Consider the following 22,359-nt stretch of genomic DNA (forward strand, 5'->3'; position numbering starts at 1 on the left):
AATTCTTTTAATCACAAAATTTTTTTTATGATTTATTTAACAATTGAGAATGAAACGGCTAAGCAGTTACAGAATTGGCAATTTCGGTAAGGTTGATGATTTTATCGGCTTTTTGAGCGCTAGACTCTCTGTGTGTGATAATTATGGACGTGGCGTTGTTGATTTTTCTGTCGATATTTTCAAGGATATTCTGTTCCGTTTCGGTATCCAGAGCAGACAGGGAATCGTCAAAAATGATGATATTTGGATCCTTTATTAAAGCTCTTGCGATACATATTCTTTGCTTCTGTCCTCCCGAAAGCATCACGCCGCGTTCACCAACAAGTGTTTTATACTGCTCTTTAAATTCAACGATATTTTTATCTACGTCCGCAATTTTTGCATATTCCACCACTTTTTCATGAGACGGATGATCGATGGCAAAACCGATATTATTTTCTATAGAATCCGAGAATAAATAGCTTTCCTGAGGAATATATCCGATGAAATTTCTGTAATTGGTCAGATTGTGCTCTTTCAGGTTCTTCCCGTCGATTAAGATTTCACCTTCCGTAGGATCAATAAGTCTGCACAACAGAAGGGCAATCGTAGATTTTCCGCTTCCTGTCTTACCCATAATCGCCAGAGATTCACCGGCTTTGATCTTAAAGCTTAAGTTATCTAATGCTTTGATTCCTGTGTTCGGATAAACGTAGGAAACATTTCTGAATTCAATATCACCTTTAATAGGATAGTCCTCAAAGTTCGTGTTAATAACTTCCGATTTTTTATCAAGAAATTCATTGATCCTTTGCATCGAAGCCTCAGCTCTCTGATTCACAGAAGTTACCCAGCCTACCATGGAGAATGGCCAGATCAGGATATTGATATACATAAAGAAATCAGCAATTTTACCCACGCTCAGTTCTCCGGCAATATATTTATGTCCGCCCACAAGAATAACCGCAACGTTCAGTAATCCGATTACAAATAAAATAATGGTAAAGAAATACGCTTCAGTTTTCGCTAAATCCAAAGCTTTGTTTTGATAATCAGTGACTTTGATGCCATAATTCTTTTTGATGTAATTTTCCTTAGCAAAAAATTTCACCACTCTGATTCCTGAAAAGCTGTCCTGTACGAAAGTGGAGATCGCAGACTGACTTTTCTGCATGATCTTCGACTTCTTATTGATAATCGAACTTACCTTAAATATAATATAAGATAGAATAGGAAGTGGCAACAACGTCCATACGGTCATAGACGCATCCGTTTTCACCATATAGATGCTGGTGATCACAAGCAGGATCACTAAATTCACCACATACATCACACCCGGACCCAGATACATTCTTACGGCAACAACGTCTTCACTCAACCTGTTCATAAGGTCACCGATGGTCGTCTGCTTATAATCCGTCAGAGAAAGTTCCTGGTAATGTCTGTAGATTTTATTTTTCAGTTCATATTCAATCCTTCTGGAGGCAACGATGATCGTCTGACGCATCATAAAGGTGAAAAATCCGGTCAGAAGTGAGCAGCCCACAATAATGGCTACATACACCAAAACCTGATTGTTGAAGCCCAGGTTGCCGCTTTTGGTAAGTTCGTCCACAGATTTTCCTACAAACTGAACTTTATATATATTGAAGAAATTACTGGCAATAATAAATAGTAACCCCCAAAACAATAATATTTTGTGCTTCCAAAAGTAAGGGTTTAAGGTTTTTAGCGCTTTCATAAAGTTTTACAAATTTACAAAAATGTAGGCAGACTACGAATTTCATCAATTTTAATTTTTGTATCTTTGCACCCATAAAAAGCTCTTTGAATGTTAGGAAGACGACAAATCCGTGAAAAAGTAGTACAAACAGTGTATTCATACTATCAGAATCCTGTAAAATTTGATGTTTTAGAAAAAAATATGTTCACTGGAATAGAGAAAATCTATAATCTCTATATCTATCAACTCAATTTTTTGGTGGCTCTGAAAGAATTGGCAGAGACTCAGATTGAGATTGGAAAGAACAAATATCTTAAAACTGATGCTGAAATTAATCCTAACCAAAAATTCATCAATAACCAAGTATTGATCAAGCTGGAAGAAAATCCTGAGAGATTATTTTTCACAGGCCAACACAAGCAGTTGAAATGGGATATGCATGATGATATATTGGTGAAAACTTTCCAAAGAATGACAGGAGGGAAGAGGTATCAGGATTTCATGAAAGAAGATGGGTATTCTTTTGAAGAAGATCAGAAATTTATCGGAAAACTGTTTTTAAGATACATCGCTGAGAATGATGATTTCCAGGAATATCTTAGTGATAAAGAACTTTCATGGTATGATGATATCCACATCGCCAACTCAATGGTACAGAAAACAATCGGTTTCCTGAAGGAGGATGAAGAAAGCAGAACATTAATCAAAATGATTAAAGATGAAGAGGATAAAACTTTCGCAGGAAAACTTCTGAGAGATACCCTGAACAACTGGGAAGTTAATGAGAAAAAGCTGAGTGAAAGGTTGGAAAACTGGGATCTTGAAAGAGTTTCTTTAATGGATAAAGTCATTTTGTCAACAGCACTTTCTGAGCTGGATAATTTTCCTTTTACGCCTTCAAGAGTTATTATCAATGAATATATTGAAGTTGCAAAAGTATATGCAACGGACCGTTCCAATATCTTCATTAACGGAATTTTGGATAAATATTGTAAAGATCAAAATAGAATTTAACATGAAAAAGACATTATCAATTATCGCTTTGTCTATCATAGGCCTTGGTTTGGTTTCTTGTAAAAAAGAAAATCAGCAAGCTGCTACAGGTGCAGAGGTTGCTAATATTACAGATTCTACAGCGGGTGCTACCAATTTAGCTCCTACTAACCCTGCCGCTGCTCCGGTTTCGGCTGAAACAGCTGCTGCAGCTCCGGTTTCTAACCAGCCACTAACATCTGTTGCCCTATCTGAAAACAGCTTCGATTTTGGAAAAATCAAAAAAGGAGATAAAGTAGAGCATATTTACGAGATTACAAACACAGGAAAAAATCCATTGGTCATTTCTGAAGTAAAGCCAGGATGCGGATGTACTGCTCCTGATTTTACAAAAGAACCAATCCTTCCTGGTAAAAAAGGTAAAATCACGTTGCATTTTGACTCTTCAAGCTTCGACGGAAACGTTCAGAAGTATGCAGATGTATTTGCCAACGTAGATAAGACTCCTATCAAATTAACGTTCACAGCGAACATCCAACCATAATATAAATATATGTTGACAATCTTTTTACAGGCACAGCAGGGGTCTTCATCTATGATGCTGATCATGATGGGGGTAATGTTTGTGGGGTTTTATTTTCTGATGATAAGACCACAGATGAGAAAACAGAAGCAAGAGAAAACCTTCCAGGAAACTTTAAAAGTAGGTACCAGAGTAGTCCTTACTTCAGGTCTTCACGGTAGAATTGCTCAGGTTCAGGATGACGGGTTCGTGATCGAAACCTTATCTGGAAAACTGAAATTCGAAAAAGCGGCCGTTTCAAGAGAATTTACTGAAACGCGTTTTGGAGAAAAAGCGAAAGCTGCTGCTGAAAAAGCAGCAGAGAAAAAAGAAATTGATACTGAAAAGAAATAATTTTTCAGTTTGAAAATATCGCTCGGCGCGGTGAACGAAGTTCACCGCGCCGAGTTTTTTTATAGCTAAAATCAAGATTTGAGATGCCAGATTTCAGACACGAGACTTTTCTTAGGTTAAGACTAAGATTGAGAAATGTCCATGGTGAATTTTGCTTCGCAAGTGAAATGTGAACCCCGCATTACTCAAATTAGTGTTATCCGTGAACCTATTCGTGAAATTTGTGTTTAAAAATTAAAACCAAATAAAATATCTTTGCACCATGAATCAAAATACAGACAAAACCGTTCTCATTCTCGGTGCCAATTCAGACGTAGCCAAGCAGTGTATCATACAATACATTCAAAAAGGATTTTCTGTAATTGCAGCTTCAAGAGATACTGTCTCACTTGAAAAATTCGTTGCAGATAACAGGCTGGATGCTTCAAAGGTGACCATTCTTTATTTTGATGCGGTAGATTTTGATTCTCATCAAAAATTTTATGATGAACTTCCCGTAAAGCCTCATATTGCGGTTTACGCTGCCGGTTTCCTGGTTGACAATGAAAAAGCATTGGTAGATTTTAAAGGCACTCAACAGATGATGCAGGTCAATTATATGGGAGCCGTTTCCATTCTGAACATCATTGCCATGGATCAGAAAAACACCCATTTGGAAAGAATTATCGGGCTGTCTTCATTATCAGGAGTGAGAGGAAGGAAAAGTAATTTTGTGTATGGAAGTACAAAAGCTGCATTTACTCAATATTTAGCAGGCTTAAGACAGGAATTGGCTGCAAGAAAAATAAAAGTCAATGCTTTAGTGATCGGTTATATCAGAACAAAGATCAATGACGGGCTACAGCTCAACGAATCTTTGATCATGGAGCCTGATTATGTGGCAAAACATATTGTCAATGCCGGAAATTCTTTCACTATCGTCCCGAATTTTAAATGGAAGATGATTTATATGATTTTGAAAATTCTTCCGGAAGGTTTGGTGGCTAAGCTTCCTTAATTTTGTTGTTTTGAATATTTTGCAAGATAGTTTAATACAATGTCAAATTCGTCATTTTTAAATTCTGCTTTTTGAATGATAAAAGATAAAGTATTGATTGGGCTGATGACAATAGTGTCATTTGATCTTATATAAAAAACCTTTTCCCAAACGGAACCCATCATGTAGAATGCATTTTTAAATTCAATGCCGTGATCATTTAAAATAATGGAAGAAGGTTCGTTTTTAGTTTTGAACTCAGTAATAATCTTATCAACTTCTTTTTTAAATTTCTTCCTGGAAGCAAAATAGTTATTGATTAAAATGAAACAGTAGCCGCAGAAAAATATTCCGCCATATTTAAATATATAATGAATCAAATTTTTATCAAAATTTTCTATTGGATAGAATCCTAAGAATAAAAAGACTATGGTAAAAAGTAAAATTTTCCACCACTTTTTTAGCGCTTTATTCCATACATATTTAAAATAAAAATTTTGATTCTGCCTTTCAAGTGTTTCATTAAAAGGAATTTCGATCTGAATAGTTTCATTCATAGTAATCAGTGGTTATGATCAGTTTTTGACCACTCCAAAAATAGAATTTTATCCACCATTCTGCAATAGCTCCAACGCCTTCATCATATCAATTCCCTTTCCCAAAACAGGTTTAAACAAATCACCTTTTTCCTTGATTCTCTCTAAGGCGTTATGAATCGTAAAATCAGTTGGCTTCAAGCCCGGTTTTACTTCCTCCCACTCCAAAGGCATAGAAACAGAAGCGCCTTCTTTGGGTCTCAAGCTGTAAACACTAGCCAAAGTCTGTCCTGTCCTGTTTTGAAGATAATCGAGATAGATTTTTTTGTCATCCCTTTTCTGTAGGCTTCTTTCAAGAGTGGTGAGTTTGGGTAGCTTTTCATTCACCTGTTTCATCAGAATGTGTGCAAAATCTTTTACCTGGTCAAAATCATATGTTCCACCCGTCGGAATATAAATATGGATTCCCATACTTCCCGAAGTTTTACAATAACCTTTAATTTTAATTGAATCTAAAACTTCATTCACCTGAAGCGCTGTTTCAATCACGTCATCAAATGTGTTCTTCTTTGACGGGTCTAAATCCAGTACCAGATAATCCGGATGTTCCAGATCCGGAAGCGCACTGTTCCATGGATTCATATCGATACAGCCTAAATTATTCAGATACGCTAAAGTTGCTTTATCATTACAATACACATAGTCAATGTATTTGTCAGTGGATTCCGAATAGACTTCTGTTGTTTTGATCCAGTCGGGCATACTGTCACCCGCGTCCTTCTGGTAGAATCCCTGTTCTTCAATGCCATTGGGAAACCGGTTGAGAGACAGCGGACGGTTTTTCAGATAAGGAAGAATATAAGAAGCAACGGACTGGTAATAGGCGATCACTTCTCCTTTCGTAATACCATCTTTGGGAAAATAGATCTTATCCTGATTGGTCAGTTTTACTGTATGTTTATCCAGGGTGATTTCCTTTTCTTTTTCGGAGTTTTCTGATTTCTTGGATGGGTTTTTCGCTTTCATTTCTTTTGGATTTTCGTGGGTTGGAGTATCTGTGTCTTCAGGTTCTTTGTCTTCACGGATGGCCACAAAAACAGGATGCCTGTAAATCCCGTCTTTCGTGATTTCGGAATACTTAATTTCACAAATCAATTCAGGTTTTGTCCATGTTACGGGCATATTTGTCTTCGGAACCGTTTCAAATGGAGAAGTTTTTACAATGAGTTTTTGGAGCCTTTCATAAAGCAGTTTCAAAGATTCATTGTTAAAGCCTGTTCCTGTATGACCACAGTAAATCAGTTTTCCTGCAATATACTTTCCCAAAATTAAAGCTCCGAAACTTTCCCGTGAACCCCGGGGTTCTGTGAATCCACAGATAATGGCTTCGTCCGTATTCGTGAATTTTATTTTAAGCCAGTCGTTCGTTCTATGGTTTTCAGCATATAAGCTGTCGGCCTTTTTCGCGATCATTCCTTCCAGCTTCATTTTTTTCATCTGATTAAAAAAAGCAATTCCATTTTCTGGAATATGGTCACAGTATTTGATCACCTCCGTTTCTGTTAAAGCTTCTTTTAAAAGTTCTTTGCGCTGTACGAGAGGAAGCTCTTCTGTAGAATGACCATTCAGCCAGAGAAGATCAAAAACCTGGTAGGTTAGAGCCATATCAGGATGATCACCGATCTGTTGTAGAAGCTGGAAATTAGGTTTTCCGTGCTCATCATAGGCCACAATTTCGCCATCCAGAATCATTTTATATTTCTGGTGGTTAAAGTCTTTTGCAACTTTTTCAAATTTTGATAAAAATGAAATTCCGTTTCGGGAGTAGAACACGGGATCAGTATGGCTGAGATCGGCCACAGCACGGTAACCGTCCCATTTAATTTCAAAAACCCAGTCCTCATCGTCAAATGCTTTTTCAAAAGATTTAGCCAGCATAGGCTTGATGAAAGAGCTTAGTTTTTTTTCGTTCGTTAATGAATTGAAGTTTTTGAATCTTTTTTCAGAAGTTATGACTTCTTTTTTTCCTTTATTTTTAGGCTTTTTTTTTCCTCTAAAAATTTCGTTACCAAAGATTTTGGTGAAGTATTTTCCTCAACATCATACGGACTTTCTTCAAATTGATCTTTGTGTTTAATGAGAAGCCAGGCATTCTCCTCACTGTTTTTCATTTTAACAAGAGCAAATTCACCCTTCAGTTTTTTTCCGTGGAGAATAAATTTTAATGAACCAGCACGAAGTTCTTTCAGAAGCTCTTTTTCATCCGAAAGTTTGCTGTCTTTTTCCAAAGGTTCATAAGTTCCGCTATCCCAGACTTCCACTTGTCCTGCTCCGTAATTTCCTTCCGGAATATTTCCTTCAAAATCTTTATAATCATAGGGGTGATCTTCCACCATCATCGCCAATCTTTTATCTTTGGGATCTAATGATGGACCTTTCGGAACAGCCCAGCTTTTAAGGACTCCATCCATTTCCAGACGAAAATCATAATGAAGACGCGATGCCGCATGCCTTTGAATCACGAAAATAAGCTGGTCTTTGCTTTTTTTCGTTTTGCCCTCAGGTTCGGTAGTTTCATCGAACTTTCTTTTATTCTGATAGTCTTTTAGAGCCATTACGATGCAGATTTGGATTTGGGACTTTGTAAACTGGCTTTTAGCTGAGCCATAAGGTCTATTACTTTACCTTCTTTCACAGGTTCGGCTTTTTTCATTTTAATGCTTTTGCCTTTAGCTTTTTTTCTGATAATCTTCATCAGTTCATCAGAATAAGTGTCTTTGTACATGGCGGGATCAAAAACCTGAGAAAGCTGTTTAATAAGACTTACAGCCATTTTTAGTTCTGCAGGTTTAGGAGCTTTTGCGGCAGGGATTTTCAGATCTTTATAGTCTCTTATTTCCTGATCAAATCTGAGGCGGTTCAGAACCAGTATATCTTTGTAAGGTCGGATCATGCCAATCGCTTCACTGTCACGTAAAACAAAGGTCCCGATTCCTGCCATTTCTGTTTCCTGTAAAGCTTTTAGCAGAAGACGGTATGCGTTTTCACCGTTTTTCTGAGGTTCCAGATAATAAGGATTTTCGAAGTACACACTGTCTACTTCCGCTTCCTTTACAAACTGATCAATGGAGAGAATTTTTGTTTTTTCAGGGCTGGCTGCCTCATAATCTTCCTCATCAAGAACGATGTATTTATCATCCATGAGATAGCCTTTTACAATGTTTTCCCATTTCACTTCTTTTCCTGTACTCTCGTTGACTCTTTTAAATTTGATATTGGAAAAATCAGATTTATCGAGCATGTCGAGGTCCAGTTTTGTGGTTTCTGTGGCGGAATAGATTTTAACCGGGATATTGACTAAACCGAAGCCAATGGCGCCGTTCCAGATTGCTTTCATTGTCTTACGTTTTTAAAAATCAATCAATTAACATGCCGTGGGAAGATGGTGTGGTACATTTTATCAGCTTTGTTGTCAAATGACAATGGCTTCTCCACCGTATTTTTATACTTTTATATTTCCCGACTATTCAGGCAAAATAAATATGGACGAACTTTTTAATTATATCCGCAAATTCGGAATTCTCAATGCTGAGGAAGAACAGCTGATCGCTGAAGGTCTGCAGGAAATCACCATAGAAAAAGGGGAAGCTTTTATTGAAGCCGGAAAGGTGAGCCGAAAGATCGCTTTTGTAAAAGAGGGCGTTTTCCGGTCTCTGTACTACAATAAGCAGGGAGATGATTTTACCCGCTACTTTATTTATGAAGGACGGTTTATCGGGGATTTTCACGGTTTTGCGGATCAAATGCCTTCACTTGAATACATTGAAGCTATCACAGACGGAGTTCTGCTTGCAATCGATCTTGATCATTTTAAAAAGCTGGAGAAAGAAATTGCCATCTGGCCTTTTCTGTTCGCTAAAGTACATGCTTTTGTGGCAGAGAACAAACTTAAGGTCGCAAGTACAATGCTCAATCTGGATGCAAAAGCCCGTTATATTCATTTTTTAGATCATTATCCGGGACTTGCCAACAGAGTTCCGCAATCTATGCTCGCTTCTTACCTTGGAATTACGCCTTCATCTTTAAGCCGTATCAGGAGAAATATTGTATAACAAAATCAATAGGAACGGGCTTTAGCCCGGTTAAGAAAAAACAAAATTTTCACCGGCTTTAGCCAAAAGTGTATCTGTTTAAACATCAGATTTTCATCGTCATCAATACTTTTTACATGATACATTAATACACTATACATTAATACATTATACAAAAAAACACATCCCTTTTTGCCAAATGACAATGGTCTCCTTTTCAAACCACCATAGCTTTGCATCATAAAATTTAAATATATGGACATTGTATTAGGCCTGCAGTGGGGCGATGAAGGAAAAGGAAAGTTTATTGATCTCATCAGTGAAGACTATCACATGACGGCCCGTTTTAATGGCGGTGCAAATGCTGGACACAGTATAGAAAGAAATGGTAAAAGAATCACTTTAAAATCACTTCCTTCCGGGATTTTCATGAAAGGCGTTCAGAATGTCATCGGAACAGGAACCGTACTGGATCCGGTAAGTCTGAGAAAAGAAATTTTAAATCTTAAACAATTTGACGAAACGATTGAACCTGAAAATACTCTGATGATTTCCAAAAAGGCACACTTCGTTCTTCCTACGCATAGACTCTTGGATTGCTTTATGGAAGATAATCTAGAATATACCACCATCGGAACGACGAGAAACGGGATTGCCCAGGCCTATTCCAATAAAATCTTAAGACAGAATCTTAGGGTTGGTGATATAGATTCTCTTGATTTTAAGAGCAGGGTAGAGCAGATTCTAGAAAGAGACTACAGGCTTCTTGCCGGTGGAGATATGGTGCTTCCTTCATTAGAGGAAATCAGCAGGGAATTCTTTGAAGCGGTAGATTTTATGAAAAAGTTCACCCGTACAGAAACAGAGATAGTTTTAAATACGGCTTTGTCTGAAGGAAAAAAGATCCTGGCAGAAGGATCACAGGCTGCAATGCTGGATATAGATCACGGTACGTATCCTTATGTGACTTCCTCTTCCACCACGGCTGCAGGAGCATGTGTCGGACTGGGTATTTCACCTAAGAAAGTCGGTGAAATATTCGGGATTGCAAAAGCGTATTGCACAAGAGTAGGGAATGGAATGTTTCCTACGGAGATTTTTGACAGTTTGGGTGAAGAGATCAGACAGAAAGGAAACGAGTTCGGGTCCAATACAGGGCGCCCGAGAAGAATCGGCTGGCTGGATCTTCCGGCTTTAAGATATGCGATTATGATCACCGGAGTTACCCAGGTTATTTTGACCAAGGCAGATGTTTTAAGCGGAATGGAATCCGTGTCAGTCTGTACCCATTATGAACTCGAAGATGGAAATGTGGCCCGAACTTCAGGAATACTCCCTGAAAATGCCCGTCCGGTTTTAAAACAGATGAAAGGTTGGGAAGGAGACATTACCGCTATTGAAGATGCCTCCAACTTACCTGAAGAATTAAAAGCTTTCCTTTCTTTTCTGAATGATGAGCTGGGTGTTCCCATCACTTATCTTTCTACGGGACCGGGAAGAGATGAGATATTGAAATTAAACAGTAAATAATTATAAAGCAAAAGAGGTTAGGAAAATAAATCCCTAACCTCTTTATCTGGATAAAAAAATATTAATTAACTTTTGTAAGTTTAAAACGTTGTTTTGTAGGCGGCTGAACCGTTTGATCCGTACTACCGATTACAATAGGAGTAAGGTTAGTGGTTAGACCACCCTTTACTTCTAATCTCAGGGATGGTGCGTTCTTAGGAGCAAATCCAAAACCATTATTTCCCAAATTAATTAATAACCATTTCTGAGCATCTGTATTAGAATTAGTTCTTAATTCTACAGCAGTTCCATTTGCTGTTCCGCTACTTTTTACAGTTAAAACCTTTGTAGCATCCAATGTAGATTTGATGGTATAATAACCGTGATCTGACTTACTGAAAGTAAATCTCTGGTTATTCCCTGTAGAGGCTGAATATAGAATCACACTGGTACCATCTGTAGTGGAGCTTCCGGATATATCTACATTTTTATCATTTGCTAAAGCTGTTGTCATTGTATAAGTTCCGTTGATTGCAGAAGTAGCATTAACAGGCCCGTACAAATGGTTAATTCCGGCATAGTCACCGGCAGACAATCCTGTTCTTTGCTTGGTGAAAGTAGAACCGTCCAGTTTAGTCATTACAGGCTGGCTTGAGTTTATCGCAAAATCTGTAGACTGATACATCATCACCGAACCGAAGTCAAACGCACCGTGTCCTGCATAATCATTGTAAAGGTTGAAGTTGTGACGGCTTCCTTCTACCGCCTTGTTAACATCTACAATAATATACTGATCTCTGTCCGGACGGCATTGTTCATGCATAATTCCCATAGAGTGCATCACTTCGTGGGCAATAATTGCCGGATAGGTAATATTATAAATTTTGATACCATTCACTCTGTTTTGCTGCCATCCAAGCGGAGAACTGTTACCTGTAGAATAGGTAAAGGTGATATATTCGGTCTGGTTGGTGCGTTCTACAAACTGAACACTGGTTTGGGAAGAAATCATATCAAACGCTTTGTTGATATTGGTAAGGAACGTATTGTAGTTCAGAGTACTCAGGGTTCCCTGGCTGGGTAATGTATAATAGACTGTTGCACCTGGCCATGTCTTGATAAAGGAGCTTACAATGGTGCTTTTCTCAGATGTTGACAATTCAGAATTGGTCTGCATCTTTAATTTGTTAAACTGTTCAGCTGTAATGGTAATATCATCTGCGTAAAAATATTCACCATTCACTTCATTGACATACGTATAAGTCCCGCTAATTAATAATTTATGAACCGTCGTGTTATCCAGCTTCGCCGTTGTATGGTCCATTTGATTGGCCTGCGCGTTTTCGATATCCGACCTACAAGAATTCAGAGCCAAAACAAGGCATCCTGATAAGAGTAATAGTTTGCTTTTCATATCATTTAAATATTGGTGTATTGGTAAAGTTTTCTCAATATGAACGATGATATTGTCATCATATTCACATGGTACTTATAAATATATTAATAAAACCTGTATTTAAATGTAACATAATATAATGTTTGTTTTGTTTATTATTTTATTGAATAGTGTATTTATTTCGTTAATAAATTTATTTACTGTGATTTTTTCCTATTAAATTAGAATTTTAATTATTCACAAATATTCGATATAAGAGTCGAAATGACCCCATATTATGTGTGAAAACGGAATTAATCTGAATATTTCTGTAATTTTGAATAAAATAAACGGAAATTTTTCTCCGCTTTAATAGATATTAGTTGATATAAATTTTTTCGATCTGATCATTATCGGTGTCTACAATCAAAATCCCCTCATCTTCATCATTGAGTTGCCCCAATAAATTTCCTGTAGTACTCCAGACAGACGATTTTCCTGCGCATTCATAACCTCCCGATTCTCCAACGAAATTAGCCATTATAACATGCAGATGGTATTTTTCTGCAATAGTGGATAGTTTAATAATGTCTTCATCAATGCCATTGACCGAATTGAGAACACTTGCTGCATAAATAGTTGAACCCGTCTGGTAAGCTTCCTGTGAATGAGTAGGATCAGATAAATCATAACATATGGCTAGTGATATTTTAGTCTGCGAAAGTTCCAGCTGACAGAAGCTTTCTCCTTTTGAAAAAAAGGTAATTTCCGTTGGGAAAAGATTCCGCTTTGAATACACTTTTCTCTTTTCCCCCGGTTCAAATATAATACTGCTTATAAATAACTGATCATCGGACTTTGTCGGCATTCCAACGGTGATACTCATGTTGTTGTCATCTGCTATTTTTTGGAAAACATCTAAAATTTGATCTTCATAATCAATGGAGAGCTGTTCCGCTAATTCAGGTTCATAGCCGGTAATCGAAAGCTCAGGAAAAATAATCAGATCAACGTTTTTAGTAGCTGCTGCTTTGATTACTATTTTGTGATTTTCAATATTTTTAAGAATATCTCCTTTTATGGGCTTGATTTGTGCTGCTGCGATTTTCATATAATGTCAATAAAAAAGCGGAGAAAAATCTCCGCTTTAAATTTATGCTTTTAAGTTCAATTGTATTTCCAGTTCATCCAGCTGTGCATCAGCGATAGATGCCGGCGCATCGATCATCACGTCTCGCCCTGAATTATTCTTAGGGAATGCGATATAATCTCTGATCACTTCGTTTCCGTCGAGAATAGCCACCAAACGGTCAAATCCGAAAGCTAATCCCCCGTGAGGCGGTGCTCCGTATTTAAAGGCATTCATCAGGAATCCAAACTGAGCTTCTGCTTCCTCTTTGGTAAATCCTAGAAGGTCAAACATTTTAGACTGAAGATCTTTGTCAAATATTCTGATAGAACCTCCACCGATCTCGTTTCCGTTAAGAACCATATCGTAAGCATTTGCTCTTGCTTTACCCGGATCTGTTTCCAGTAAATGGAAATCTTCAGGTTTAGGAGAGGTGAAAGGGTGGTGCATAGCGTGGTAACGTCCACTTTCTTCGTCGAATTCGAGTAATGGGAAGTCTACGACCCAAAGTGGTGCAAATACATCTCCTTTTCTCAGTCCCAAACGGTTTCCAAGTTCCATTCTCAAGGCAGAAAGCTGAGCTCTTACCTTATTTTCGTTTCCGGATAAGATCAGCATTAAGTCGCCTTCTTTAGCTCCGAATTTTTCAATGATCTTCGCCAGATCTTCTTCGTTGTAGAATTTGTTGACAGATGAGGTTTTCACCCCGTCATTCTGGAATTTAGCCCAAACCATTCCGGATGCTCCGATCTGCGGACGTTTTACCCAGTCAACAAGCTCATCGATCTGCTTTCTTGTATAGTCAGCACATCCTTCTACATTGATTCCTACTACCAATTCAGCGTCGTCAAATATTTTGAAATCTTTTCCTTTTACAAGTTCGTTAAGTTCCACGAACTCCATTCCGAAACGGATGTCCGGTTTATCATTCCCGTATTTCTTCATCGCATCAACGAAAGTCATTCTTGGGAAAGCTCCGAATTCCTGTCCTGTAATATCTTTGATCAATGTTTTCGTCATTCCTTCAAAGACATTCATAATGTCTTCCTGTTCTACGAAAGCCATCTCACAGTCAATTTGTGTAAATTCCGGTTGTCTGTCCGCTCTCAAATCTTCATCACGGAAACATTTTACGATCTGGAAATATTTATCCATTCCGCCTACCATCAGAAGCTGCTTGAACGTCTGTGGCGATTGTGGAAGGGCATAAAACTGTCCCGGATTCATTCTGCTTGGCACTACAAAGTCTCTTGCGCCTTCCGGTGTAGATTTAATTAAAACCGGAGTTTCCACTTCGATAAATCCTTCGTCGGAAAGATAATTTCTCACTTTCTGTGCCATTTTGTGACGGAAAATAAGCTTATCTCGTACCGGTGCTCTTCTGATATCAAGGTAACGGTATTTCATTCTTAATTCTTCACCGCCATCCGTTTCATCTTCAATGGTGAAAGGGGGAAGCTGGGATTCATTAAGAACTGCCAGTTTTTCAACTAGAATTTCAATTTCTCCAGTTGGAATATTTGGATTTTTGCTTACTCTCTCGATTACTTTTCCTGTCACCTGAATCACAAATTCACGGCCCAGCTTTTTAGCTTCTTCCATCAGTTGTGGAGAAGAACGGTCCTGGTCAAAAACCAGTTGGGTAATTCCGTAACGATCCCGAAGATCTATCCAAATCATAAATCCTTTATCACGGATAGTCTGTACCCATCCGGAAAGTGTAACTTCTTCATTAAGATTTTTCAGAGATAATTCTCCGTTCGTGTGTGATCGAAACATAATTATTTGTTTAAGGTTCAATGTTTAAGATATAAGGTTGAGCTTTCTGATCATGAAGTTTTCAACCATAAATTCCGGATGCAAAGATAAGATTTTTGCAGGTTCTGTAAACAAAAAAAACTTCCTTTCGGAAGTCTTGTATATTATTTGAGGGCTTTTTAATTATTGGTAGCTCCTTTTTGTATCAATAGCTGTGCGGTTTGCTCTTTATTTCCCAATTTGGCTAATGCAAGGGGAGTTTTACCATTACATTCCTTATTGACATCTGCCTGGTTGTCCAGAAGAAATTTAATAATATTATTTCTGCCATAAAGAGAGCTGAAACCTAATGCACTGAAAGTTTCATTTTTAAGCGGAAAGCATTTGTTGTAATCTGCTTTTGAAAAATTCTTTTTAAATGAAGTAACATTGTCAGATTGAATAGCTTGCATCTGAGCTTTGCTAAGTGACTGAGCAGAAAGCATACTGGCAGATGCCGAGATGGCAAGTATAAAAACAGTAGAGATTATTTTTTTCATAAGATTCATTTTAAGAATATACAAATCTAAATTATTTTTTTGATATGAGTAACTAAATTTTTATAAGAATTGAATTTGTATTTTTGATAATCAGATAATTATTGATTAGGAAATGACAAGATATATAGATTTTTTGAAAAAAGCATTCAGCGGGGAAGAAGTAGATTATACCAAAATAACGATCAGGAGCGCTGTTCTTCTTCTGGCGGTTCCTATGATGCTGGAGATGGCCATGGAATCTGTTTTTGCATTGGTAGACCTGTACTTTGTCGGGCATCTGAAAGAAAGCGGATATGCAATTCAAACAGTAGGCCTTACAGAATCGGTACTTTCGGTAATGTATTCCATTGCGATAGGGATGAGTATGGCAGCCACGGCTTTGGTGGCACGGCGAATTGGGGAGAAAAATCCGGAGCAGGCTTCCAGAAGTGCTGCACAGGTTTTACTCGTTTCATTTGTCATTACTTTGTTGCTGAGTTTATTGGGCGTGATCTATGCAGAAGAAATTCTGATTTTAATGGGCTCAAAACCTGAAGCGGCAGCGTACGGGAAAGATTTCACGAGGATCATGATGGGAAGCAGTGTTATTATTATGCTTTTATTTTTGATCAACGGGATTTTCAGGGGAGCGGGAAATGCAGCCATTGCGATGAAATCTCTCTGGATCGCCAATATTGTGAATATTATCCTTTGTCCTGTTCTGATCAAGGGTTTCGGACCTGTTCCGGCAATGGGACTTACCGGAGCGGCTTTGGCAACTACAATAGGTAGAAGTGTCGGTGTAGTTTATCAGCTGTATCATTTGTTGGTTGCAGATACCCAAATCCGCATTGCGCTTCCTTATTTTACTCCTGATTTCAAACAGATAAAATCCATTGTGAAAATAGCAACACCGGGGATTTTCCAGTTCGTGATTGCATCATGCAGCTGGATTTTTCTAGCTCAATTGGTGGCAACTACCGGAGGGGAAAATGCTTCTGCAGGATATCAGACCGCTTTGAGGCTGATGATGTTCTTTATGCTTCCCGCCTGGGGATTGAGTAACGCGGCTTCCACACTGGTTGGTCAGAATATGGGGGCCAATGAAATGCTGAGAGCAGAACAGTCAGTCATGAAAACTGTAAAATATAATGTGATCTTCATGCTGGCGGTAAGCTTAATATTTTTCCTGCTTGGAGATTTTCTGGTAGGATTTTTTACGCAGGAAACACATATTAAAGAGTTTGCTAAAAATGCACTGCATATTATGAGTGTAGGATTTATTTTCTATGGAATCGGAATGGTACTCATCAATGCATTTAACGGAGCGGGCGATACCTGGACGCCAACCTGGGTGAATTTCTTTGGGTTCTGGCTGTTTCAGATTCCGCTGGCTTATTTTCTTTCAAAACATTTCGGAATGGGACCTAAAGGAGTATTTATCTCTATTCCGGCTGCAGAAACTTTGATTACCATTGTTGCCTTTATTTTGTTTAAAAAAGGAAAATGGAAGACGGTGAAAGTGTAAAATCAATATGGGAAAAGAAGACCTGGAACGGTTTCTAAATCCGTTGGTTCTTCTGAAACTAAAGCAAAAAGCTAAAAATAAAAAAGGCTGAAGATCAATCTTCAGCCTTTTTTAATATACAAAATTAAATTATTTTCCTCCTAAAATATTACCAAGGATGCTTCCTAATCCGCCTCCTTGTTGCTGTTGTTGCCCTCCGCCACCGCCAAGTACACTTCCTAAAATATCATTAAGCGGGTTTCCTCCTGATTGCGACTGACCGCTTCCCAGAACACTTCCTAAGATATCATTCAATGGACTTGATTGCTGCGTTTGAGCCTGGCTGGATGCATTTCCAAGAATTCCTCCCAAAAGATCTCCTAAACCTCCTGCACCTACATTATTCTGTTGTTTCTCTTTACCGATATATCCCATGATCACCGGAGCTAGCATCGCTAGAATAGGACCGATTTTGTCGATGGAGATTCCTGTATTCTGAGAAAGTTGGTTTTCTACATTGCTTTTCTGCCCGCCAAAAACGTGGTCAAGGATTGACCCTCCTTCATCTTGTCTTGCTTCAGCCTGTGATGCGTCATCAAGAATACTTCCGTCGTGGTCTTTATCTAAAGCATTATTTAAAGCTTCTGCTTCTTTAGCGTCCTGAGATTTATTTCTAAGGTAAGAAATAACCAAAGGGGCTGCTACAGCCAATAAGGCGATAATCTGGTTTCTGCTGATCCCGAATTTGTTTTCTGCCTGCTCAGCAACCTGGTTGCTGGTGTTACCTGTAAGTAGGTCAATTAAACTCATAGTTTGTGTTTATTTTAAAGTATTAAGTAAATCAAAGTTATCAAAAAATGTGATTCACAAAATCTTTTCACCTCACAATTATTGTTAAAGTTTTTTGATCTCTTCGTCTGTATATCCCTTGCTTTTCAGTAGTTGTATATATTCTACGGCGCTTACTGTCATCCAGTTAACGGGTTCGGGGGCAGTCTTTTTATCAATGGTAAACTCCAGAATACCTTCGTTGCCGTTCATCCAGGGAAGCATGTAATAATCCAGTCCTCCTTTGTACTTTTTGAAACTGTGAAATACTTTTCCTTTTTCTGTCTGCAAAACACTTTGATAAGCGATGAAATACCCCAATGGAATAAGCAGGCATGCCCATGAAATTTTTTTGAGCACAGCATATTTGGGATGAGCCAATCCATATCCGACAGACAACGCAAAGATAACGTTGAAAGGAAGGAAGAAAACATAATTATCCGAAACCGCATAAAACGTAGAAAAACCATATACACACAAGGATGCGGCAAGGAACACAAAGAACATTTTCCGATTGGATTTGTACAGAAATACCGCACCCATCACTCCGAAAAAAGTAAATACATTAAAATTGTAGATAAGGTAAGCCAAAGACTGAATAAAATCTTTGATATATTGAATAAAGGTTTTTTTAAAAGAATCATCGACCCAGGTTCCCTGATCCGAACTGTAAGGTGATTTGAAAGGCAGTCCCTGAGATACATTCAGGATAAACAATGAGGCAAACAGTAGCCCGAATGCCAGCAGTGAAGGATAGAAATATTTCTTTTCACTTTTGAAATAGAAAAGAAAAACTAAAAACGCGGGAATCAGTAATATATTCTGGATATGAACCCAAAGACTGATGCCTAAAAATATACCTGCCCATACGATATATTGTTTTTTATGCTCTGTAAAACTCTTGATGACGGCAAAGAAAAAAAGGCTTACCCAAAAAGTATTGTAAGTATAGACCTCCACAATTTCTGCATTTCGCCAGAATGAGAAACTGAAACCAAAAACAAGAGCTGCCGTGGCGGAAGCCCATTCTGTTTTCGTGATACTTTTAACCGTTAGATAAATAACGGAAACAGTTGCGGCTCCTGAAGAAACTATTAATAAACGGCTAGCCTCGATGCCATTAAAACCAGTAATGTTTTTAAGTAAAATAACGGTATTAATGTATAAAAAGTGAGTTGTTGCCGTCGCAATTGTTGCCAATTTCCCTTTCTCAGCATCCAGGACAAACCCGACACAGTCTCCAAATGGAATTTTCGAAAAGCTCCCGGAAAAGTAAATCACAAAAAAAATGAAGAATAGAAATAGGGCGGATAAATATTTCTTCATATTAATTCTTTACAATAGGAACAAAGGAGCAGGCTTCACCAAACATTAAGGATTTTACCAGGGGTTTTAATTGTTCTACCAGTTCTATGTAAGCATTTTCAGGAATTTCTTTATCCGAACAGCCCTTTACCAGCACTCTTTTGCCTCTCATATCTTCAAAGTCATGTGTCTGAATGACATTATGCATGATGATCACTTCCAAATCTTCACGGTTTCCGAAAACGATTTTTTTAGCCACATCAGTAAGCTTGGCTGTCAGGACAAAATAAGCCCACAGCGGAACAATAGTATCCACTGAATTGTAAATATAGATGTAAGCATCATTGTATTCCTCAGGATCTATAGCATCTACTTTTTCCCTGAAGTCTTTTTCCTTCAGGATCATTTCCTGGAAAAGAAAATCCTTAAGGTCGATCCCTTTTCTTATCCCCTTAGGAATCAGAGTGGATAAGTCAAAATTCACAAGGCCGCTTTCAGCAACTTTATTTCGGATTTCAAATTCTTCTGACATTTTTTATCATTATCTTTGGACAAATTTACAAATTAAGATCATGTAAACCTTAATTTGTTCTCTATCCTTACCATAGAAACCTCCCATAATTCGAAATCATTCTGTAAAGTGAAATAAGGGCCGGTTTTTGATGGTTTTAAAAACAAATAAAAGATTTCGGAAGAAATGAAATATTACATTATTGCAGGAGAAGCCTCCGGTGATCTGCATGGAAGCAATTTAATGAAAGCCCTTTTACAGAAAGATCCGCAGGCGGAAATCAGATTCTGGGGTGGAGATCTTATGACTGCACAGGGCGGCACTCTGGTAAAACATTACCGTGATCTTGCGTTTATGGGATTTCTGGAAGTGGCCATGAATTTGAGGACCATTCTGAACAATATCAAGTTCTGTAAAGAAGACATCAGAAATAATAAACCGGACGTTTTGATTTTGATCGATTATCCTGGATTTAACCTTAGAATCGCCCGTTTTGCAAAAGAATTGGGGATCAAAGTGGTCTATTACATTTCTCCACAGCTTTGGGCCTGGAAAGAAGGCAGGGTAGAAATCATTAAAAAATATGTGGATGAAATGATGGTCATCCTTCCTTTTGAAGAGGAATTTTATAAAAAGCATGGGGTTCATTCCCATTTTGTAGGTCATCCGTTGCTGGATGCAATTTCAAGTTTAAAAGAAATCAGTACCGAAGAATTTAAAAAGGAAAACGTACTGAATGAAAAGGAAATCATAGCACTTCTTCCCGGTTCCAGAAAGCAGGAAGTGGAAAAGATGCTTGAAATCATGCTTTCCGTAAGACCTCACTTTAAAAACTATCAGTTTGTGATTGCCGGTGCACCAAGCCTTTCGAAGGAATTTTATCAGAAATATGTGGATGACAATGTTCATTTTGTATCCAACAGAACCTATGATTTGCTGAGATGTTCGAAAGCTGCGCTTGTCACTTCGGGAACGGCAACTCTGGAAACTGCTTTGCTGAATGTTCCTGAAGTAGTTTGCTACCGTGGAAGCAAAATTTCGTACGCCATCGCAAAAAGACTGGTGAAAAACATCAAATATATTTCTCTGGTCAATCTGATTATGGACAGAGAAGTGGTAAAAGAGCTGATCCAGACTGATCTGAATACTAAAAATCTGGTAGAAGAGCTCAATAAAATGATAGAAGGTGAAAAAAGGAATCAGGTTCTCGCAGATTACAGTCTTTTAAGAGAAAAACTCGGTGGGAAAGGAGCCAGCGAGAAGGCTGCGGAGGTGATTTTAAGTGTTTAGAACAGAGTTTCAATCGATTTAATGCTGAAGGGTTTTGCAGATTTAAATTTTTATAAAAATGAATTTTAAAAGCTTACTTATATTCATTCTTTTGATGGGTATTTCCCTGAAAAGTTTTGCTCAACAGACTCAATTCCGTGAACAAATCCAGATTTTCTACTATGGCTGGTATGCAAACCTCACCGTAGATGGAAAATATGATCATTGGAATCATGATATTTTGCCGCACTGGAGCAATCCGAAGTGGAACAACCTAGGCCATTATAAAGGAGGGAATGATATTGGAGCCAACTTCTATCCGGAGTTGGGAAATTACAGTTCCAATGATCCGGAGATCATAAAAAAGCACATGAAGATGATCAAAGATTCCGGCGTAGGCGTTGTGGTACTAAGCTGGCTCGGAAAAGATTCTTTTGTGGATAAAAGCATCTCAAAATATCTGGATATCGCTGATAATTTTGATCTGAAGGTTGCTTTTCACATCGAACCGTTCTACAAAAATATTTCAGAACTTCGAGATCAGCTGGCCTATCTTGTGAAGACTTATTCTCAGCATCATGCTTTTTATAAAAAAGACGGAAAACCTCTGTATTACGTGTACGACAGTTACAAAATTTCTCCGGAAGAATGGACAAAATTATTGTCTGAAAAAGGTGAAAAAACAGTCCGGAATACAGAACTCGATGGGCTTTATATCGGATTATGGGTTGAAAAAGAACATTCGAAGTTTTTTGAAACCTCCGGATTTGATGGCTTCTACACTTATTTTGCCAGCGAAGGCTTCGTTTTCGGGAGCACAACTTCCAACTGGGAATATCTTTCTCAATATGCAAAAGATCACAGCCTTGTTTTTATTCCGTGCGTGGGACCGGGTTATTCTGATACAAGGATAAGACCGTGGAATGAAGCCAATTTCAAGAGCAGGGAAAACGGAAAGTATTATCAGAAAATGTTTGAGGCGGCAGCAAAAGTTCACCCGGATTTTATAGGAATCACTTCCTTTAATGAATGGCATGAAGGAACTCAGATAGAGCCTGCAATTCCCAAAAAGACGGGGAATTTCAAATATGAAGACTACGGAAAAGATACATGGTTTTATATTAAGGAAACCAAAAGATTGACGGACCGGTTTTTAAAAGCGAAATAAGCTCCATCTTCTAAAGTGAAATTTATTGCTTCTTAGAAGATATTCCATTTAAAATTTTAATTAAAAATAAGTCTGTCCTTACAGATGTTTTTCAAATATAAAAGCTGTCTCATAAAGGCGGCTTTCTTTTTTTTGTGTAAATCTAATTTTATAGTAAATAATCAAGCCCTCAGTTAGTCATTTGGAAGAAGATAGAAACGGAATTCTGCAAAATCTGTGTTATTGAAGAATCGGATAAATTAATATATTTTGATCATCAAGAATGACA

At 37.9% G+C, this 22,359-nt stretch carries 21 protein-coding genes; 9 read left to right on the plus strand and 12 right to left on the minus strand.

The genetic code is table 11. The annotated features are described in order from the left end of the window. Positions 1–58 precede the first annotated feature (58 nt). A complete protein-coding gene (locus tag N0B48_RS10720) occupies positions 59–1,720 on the minus strand; it encodes an ABC transporter ATP-binding protein (RefSeq protein WP_259838798.1) in 1,662 nt (553 codons plus the stop codon). Between the two features lie 90 nt (positions 1,721–1,810). On the opposite strand from N0B48_RS10720, the gene N0B48_RS10725 reads away from it, so the two are divergent. From N0B48_RS10725 to N0B48_RS10740, 4 genes are all read left to right on the plus strand, one after another. Beyond that, positions 1,811–2,716, plus strand: coding sequence for a transcription antitermination protein NusB (locus N0B48_RS10725; protein ID WP_259838799.1), 906 nt, complete (start codon positions 1,811–1,813; stop codon positions 2,714–2,716). 1 nt (position 2,717) lies between these two features. Then, positions 2,718–3,239: a DUF1573 domain-containing protein gene (locus N0B48_RS10730; protein WP_259838800.1), complete on the plus strand. Its 522-nt coding sequence runs from the start codon at positions 2,718–2,720 to the stop codon at positions 3,237–3,239. A 9-nt stretch (positions 3,240–3,248) separates the two neighbouring features. Next, positions 3,249–3,611: a preprotein translocase subunit YajC gene (yajC, locus tag N0B48_RS10735; RefSeq protein ID WP_034723294.1), complete on the plus strand. Its 363-nt coding sequence runs from the start codon at positions 3,249–3,251 to the stop codon at positions 3,609–3,611. Positions 3,612–3,873: 262 nt separating this feature from the next. Continuing rightward, complete coding sequence (locus N0B48_RS10740) at positions 3,874–4,608, plus strand: SDR family NAD(P)-dependent oxidoreductase (protein ID WP_259838801.1); 735 nt, start codon at positions 3,874–3,876, stop codon at positions 4,606–4,608. Here the strand turns inward: N0B48_RS10740 and N0B48_RS10745 are convergent. The 4 genes from N0B48_RS10745 to ku all read right to left on the minus strand — a co-directional run bounded on the left by N0B48_RS10745 (position 4,605) and on the right by ku (position 8,520). After that, on the minus strand, positions 4,605–5,144 hold the full coding sequence (locus N0B48_RS10745) for a hypothetical protein (protein WP_259838802.1): 540 nt from the start codon (positions 5,142–5,144) through the stop codon (positions 4,605–4,607). The two genes, N0B48_RS10740 and N0B48_RS10745, sit on opposite strands and share 4 nt — an antisense overlap. 48 nt (positions 5,145–5,192) lie before the next feature. Continuing rightward, complete coding sequence (gene ligD / locus N0B48_RS10750; RefSeq protein ID WP_259838803.1) at positions 5,193–7,061, minus strand: DNA ligase D; 1,869 nt, start codon at positions 7,059–7,061, stop codon at positions 5,193–5,195. Between the two features lie 71 nt (positions 7,062–7,132). After that, positions 7,133–7,738, minus strand: a complete 606-nt coding sequence (locus tag N0B48_RS10755; protein WP_259838804.1) for a DNA polymerase ligase N-terminal domain-containing protein — start codon at positions 7,736–7,738, stop codon at positions 7,133–7,135. Beyond that, complete coding sequence (gene ku, locus N0B48_RS10760) at positions 7,738–8,520, minus strand: non-homologous end joining protein Ku (protein ID WP_259838805.1); 783 nt, start codon at positions 8,518–8,520, stop codon at positions 7,738–7,740. The genes N0B48_RS10755 and ku overlap by 1 nt, the downstream gene beginning before the upstream one ends. A gap of 145 nt (positions 8,521–8,665) precedes the next feature. Between ku and N0B48_RS10765 the strand changes: the two genes are divergently transcribed. After that, a complete protein-coding gene (locus N0B48_RS10765) occupies positions 8,666–9,235 on the plus strand; it encodes a Crp/Fnr family transcriptional regulator (RefSeq protein WP_259838806.1) in 570 nt (189 codons plus the stop codon). Positions 9,236–9,469: 234 nt separating this feature from the next. Continuing rightward, positions 9,470–10,744 (plus strand): adenylosuccinate synthase, encoded by a 1,275-nt coding sequence (locus tag N0B48_RS10770; protein ID WP_259838807.1) that lies wholly within the window; start codon positions 9,470–9,472, stop codon positions 10,742–10,744. Positions 10,745–10,805: 61 nt separating this feature from the next. On the opposite strand, the gene N0B48_RS10775 is transcribed toward N0B48_RS10770, so the two are convergent. From N0B48_RS10775 to N0B48_RS10790, 4 genes are all read right to left on the minus strand, one after another. Then, positions 10,806–12,137, minus strand: coding sequence for a M12 family metallopeptidase (locus N0B48_RS10775; protein WP_259838808.1), 1,332 nt, complete (start codon positions 12,135–12,137; stop codon positions 10,806–10,808). Positions 12,138–12,477: 340 nt separating this feature from the next. Further along, positions 12,478–13,209, minus strand: a complete 732-nt coding sequence (locus N0B48_RS10780) for a carbon-nitrogen hydrolase family protein (RefSeq protein ID WP_259838809.1) — start codon at positions 13,207–13,209, stop codon at positions 12,478–12,480. A gap of 42 nt (positions 13,210–13,251) precedes the next feature. Continuing rightward, complete coding sequence (gene aspS / locus N0B48_RS10785; RefSeq protein ID WP_259838810.1) at positions 13,252–15,006, minus strand: aspartate--tRNA ligase; 1,755 nt, start codon at positions 15,004–15,006, stop codon at positions 13,252–13,254. Positions 15,007–15,164: 158 nt separating this feature from the next. Then, positions 15,165–15,524 carry an ankyrin repeat domain-containing protein gene (locus N0B48_RS10790; RefSeq protein ID WP_259838811.1) on the minus strand — a complete coding sequence of 120 codons (360 nt, stop codon included), beginning with the start codon at positions 15,522–15,524 and terminating at the stop codon, positions 15,165–15,167. Positions 15,525–15,636: 112 nt separating this feature from the next. Here N0B48_RS10790 and N0B48_RS10795 point away from each other — a divergent pair, with 112 nt between their 5' ends. Further along, a complete protein-coding gene (locus N0B48_RS10795) occupies positions 15,637–17,031 on the plus strand; it encodes an MATE family efflux transporter (RefSeq protein ID WP_259838812.1) in 1,395 nt (464 codons plus the stop codon). Positions 17,032–17,160: 129 nt separating this feature from the next. On the opposite strand, the gene N0B48_RS10800 is transcribed toward N0B48_RS10795, so the two are convergent. The 3 genes from N0B48_RS10800 to N0B48_RS10810 all read right to left on the minus strand — a co-directional run bounded on the left by N0B48_RS10800 (position 17,161) and on the right by N0B48_RS10810 (position 19,675). After that, positions 17,161–17,820: a DUF937 domain-containing protein gene (locus N0B48_RS10800; protein ID WP_259838813.1), complete on the minus strand. Its 660-nt coding sequence runs from the start codon at positions 17,818–17,820 to the stop codon at positions 17,161–17,163. Positions 17,821–17,904: 84 nt separating this feature from the next. Then, positions 17,905–19,164: a protein O-mannosyl-transferase family gene (locus N0B48_RS10805; RefSeq protein WP_259838814.1), complete on the minus strand. Its 1,260-nt coding sequence runs from the start codon at positions 19,162–19,164 to the stop codon at positions 17,905–17,907. Position 19,165: 1 nt separating this feature from the next. Next, positions 19,166–19,675 (minus strand): DUF2480 family protein, encoded by a 510-nt coding sequence (locus N0B48_RS10810; RefSeq protein WP_259838815.1) that lies wholly within the window; start codon positions 19,673–19,675, stop codon positions 19,166–19,168. A gap of 165 nt (positions 19,676–19,840) precedes the next feature. On the opposite strand from N0B48_RS10810, the gene lpxB reads away from it, so the two are divergent. Both lpxB and N0B48_RS10820 read left to right on the plus strand, forming a co-directional pair. Beyond that, entirely contained in the window at positions 19,841–20,944 is a 1,104-nt protein-coding gene (lpxB, locus tag N0B48_RS10815) for a lipid-A-disaccharide synthase (RefSeq protein ID WP_259838816.1), read from the plus strand. 58 nt (positions 20,945–21,002) lie between these two features. Then, on the plus strand, positions 21,003–22,091 hold the full coding sequence (locus N0B48_RS10820) for a glycoside hydrolase family 99 protein (RefSeq protein WP_259838817.1): 1,089 nt from the start codon (positions 21,003–21,005) through the stop codon (positions 22,089–22,091). The last annotated feature ends 268 nt before the right edge of the window (positions 22,092–22,359 follow it).

The sequence above is a fragment of the Chryseobacterium herbae genome (assembly GCF_025154075.1).
Classification (GTDB): Bacteria; Bacteroidota; Bacteroidia; order Flavobacteriales; family Weeksellaceae; genus Chryseobacterium; species Chryseobacterium herbae.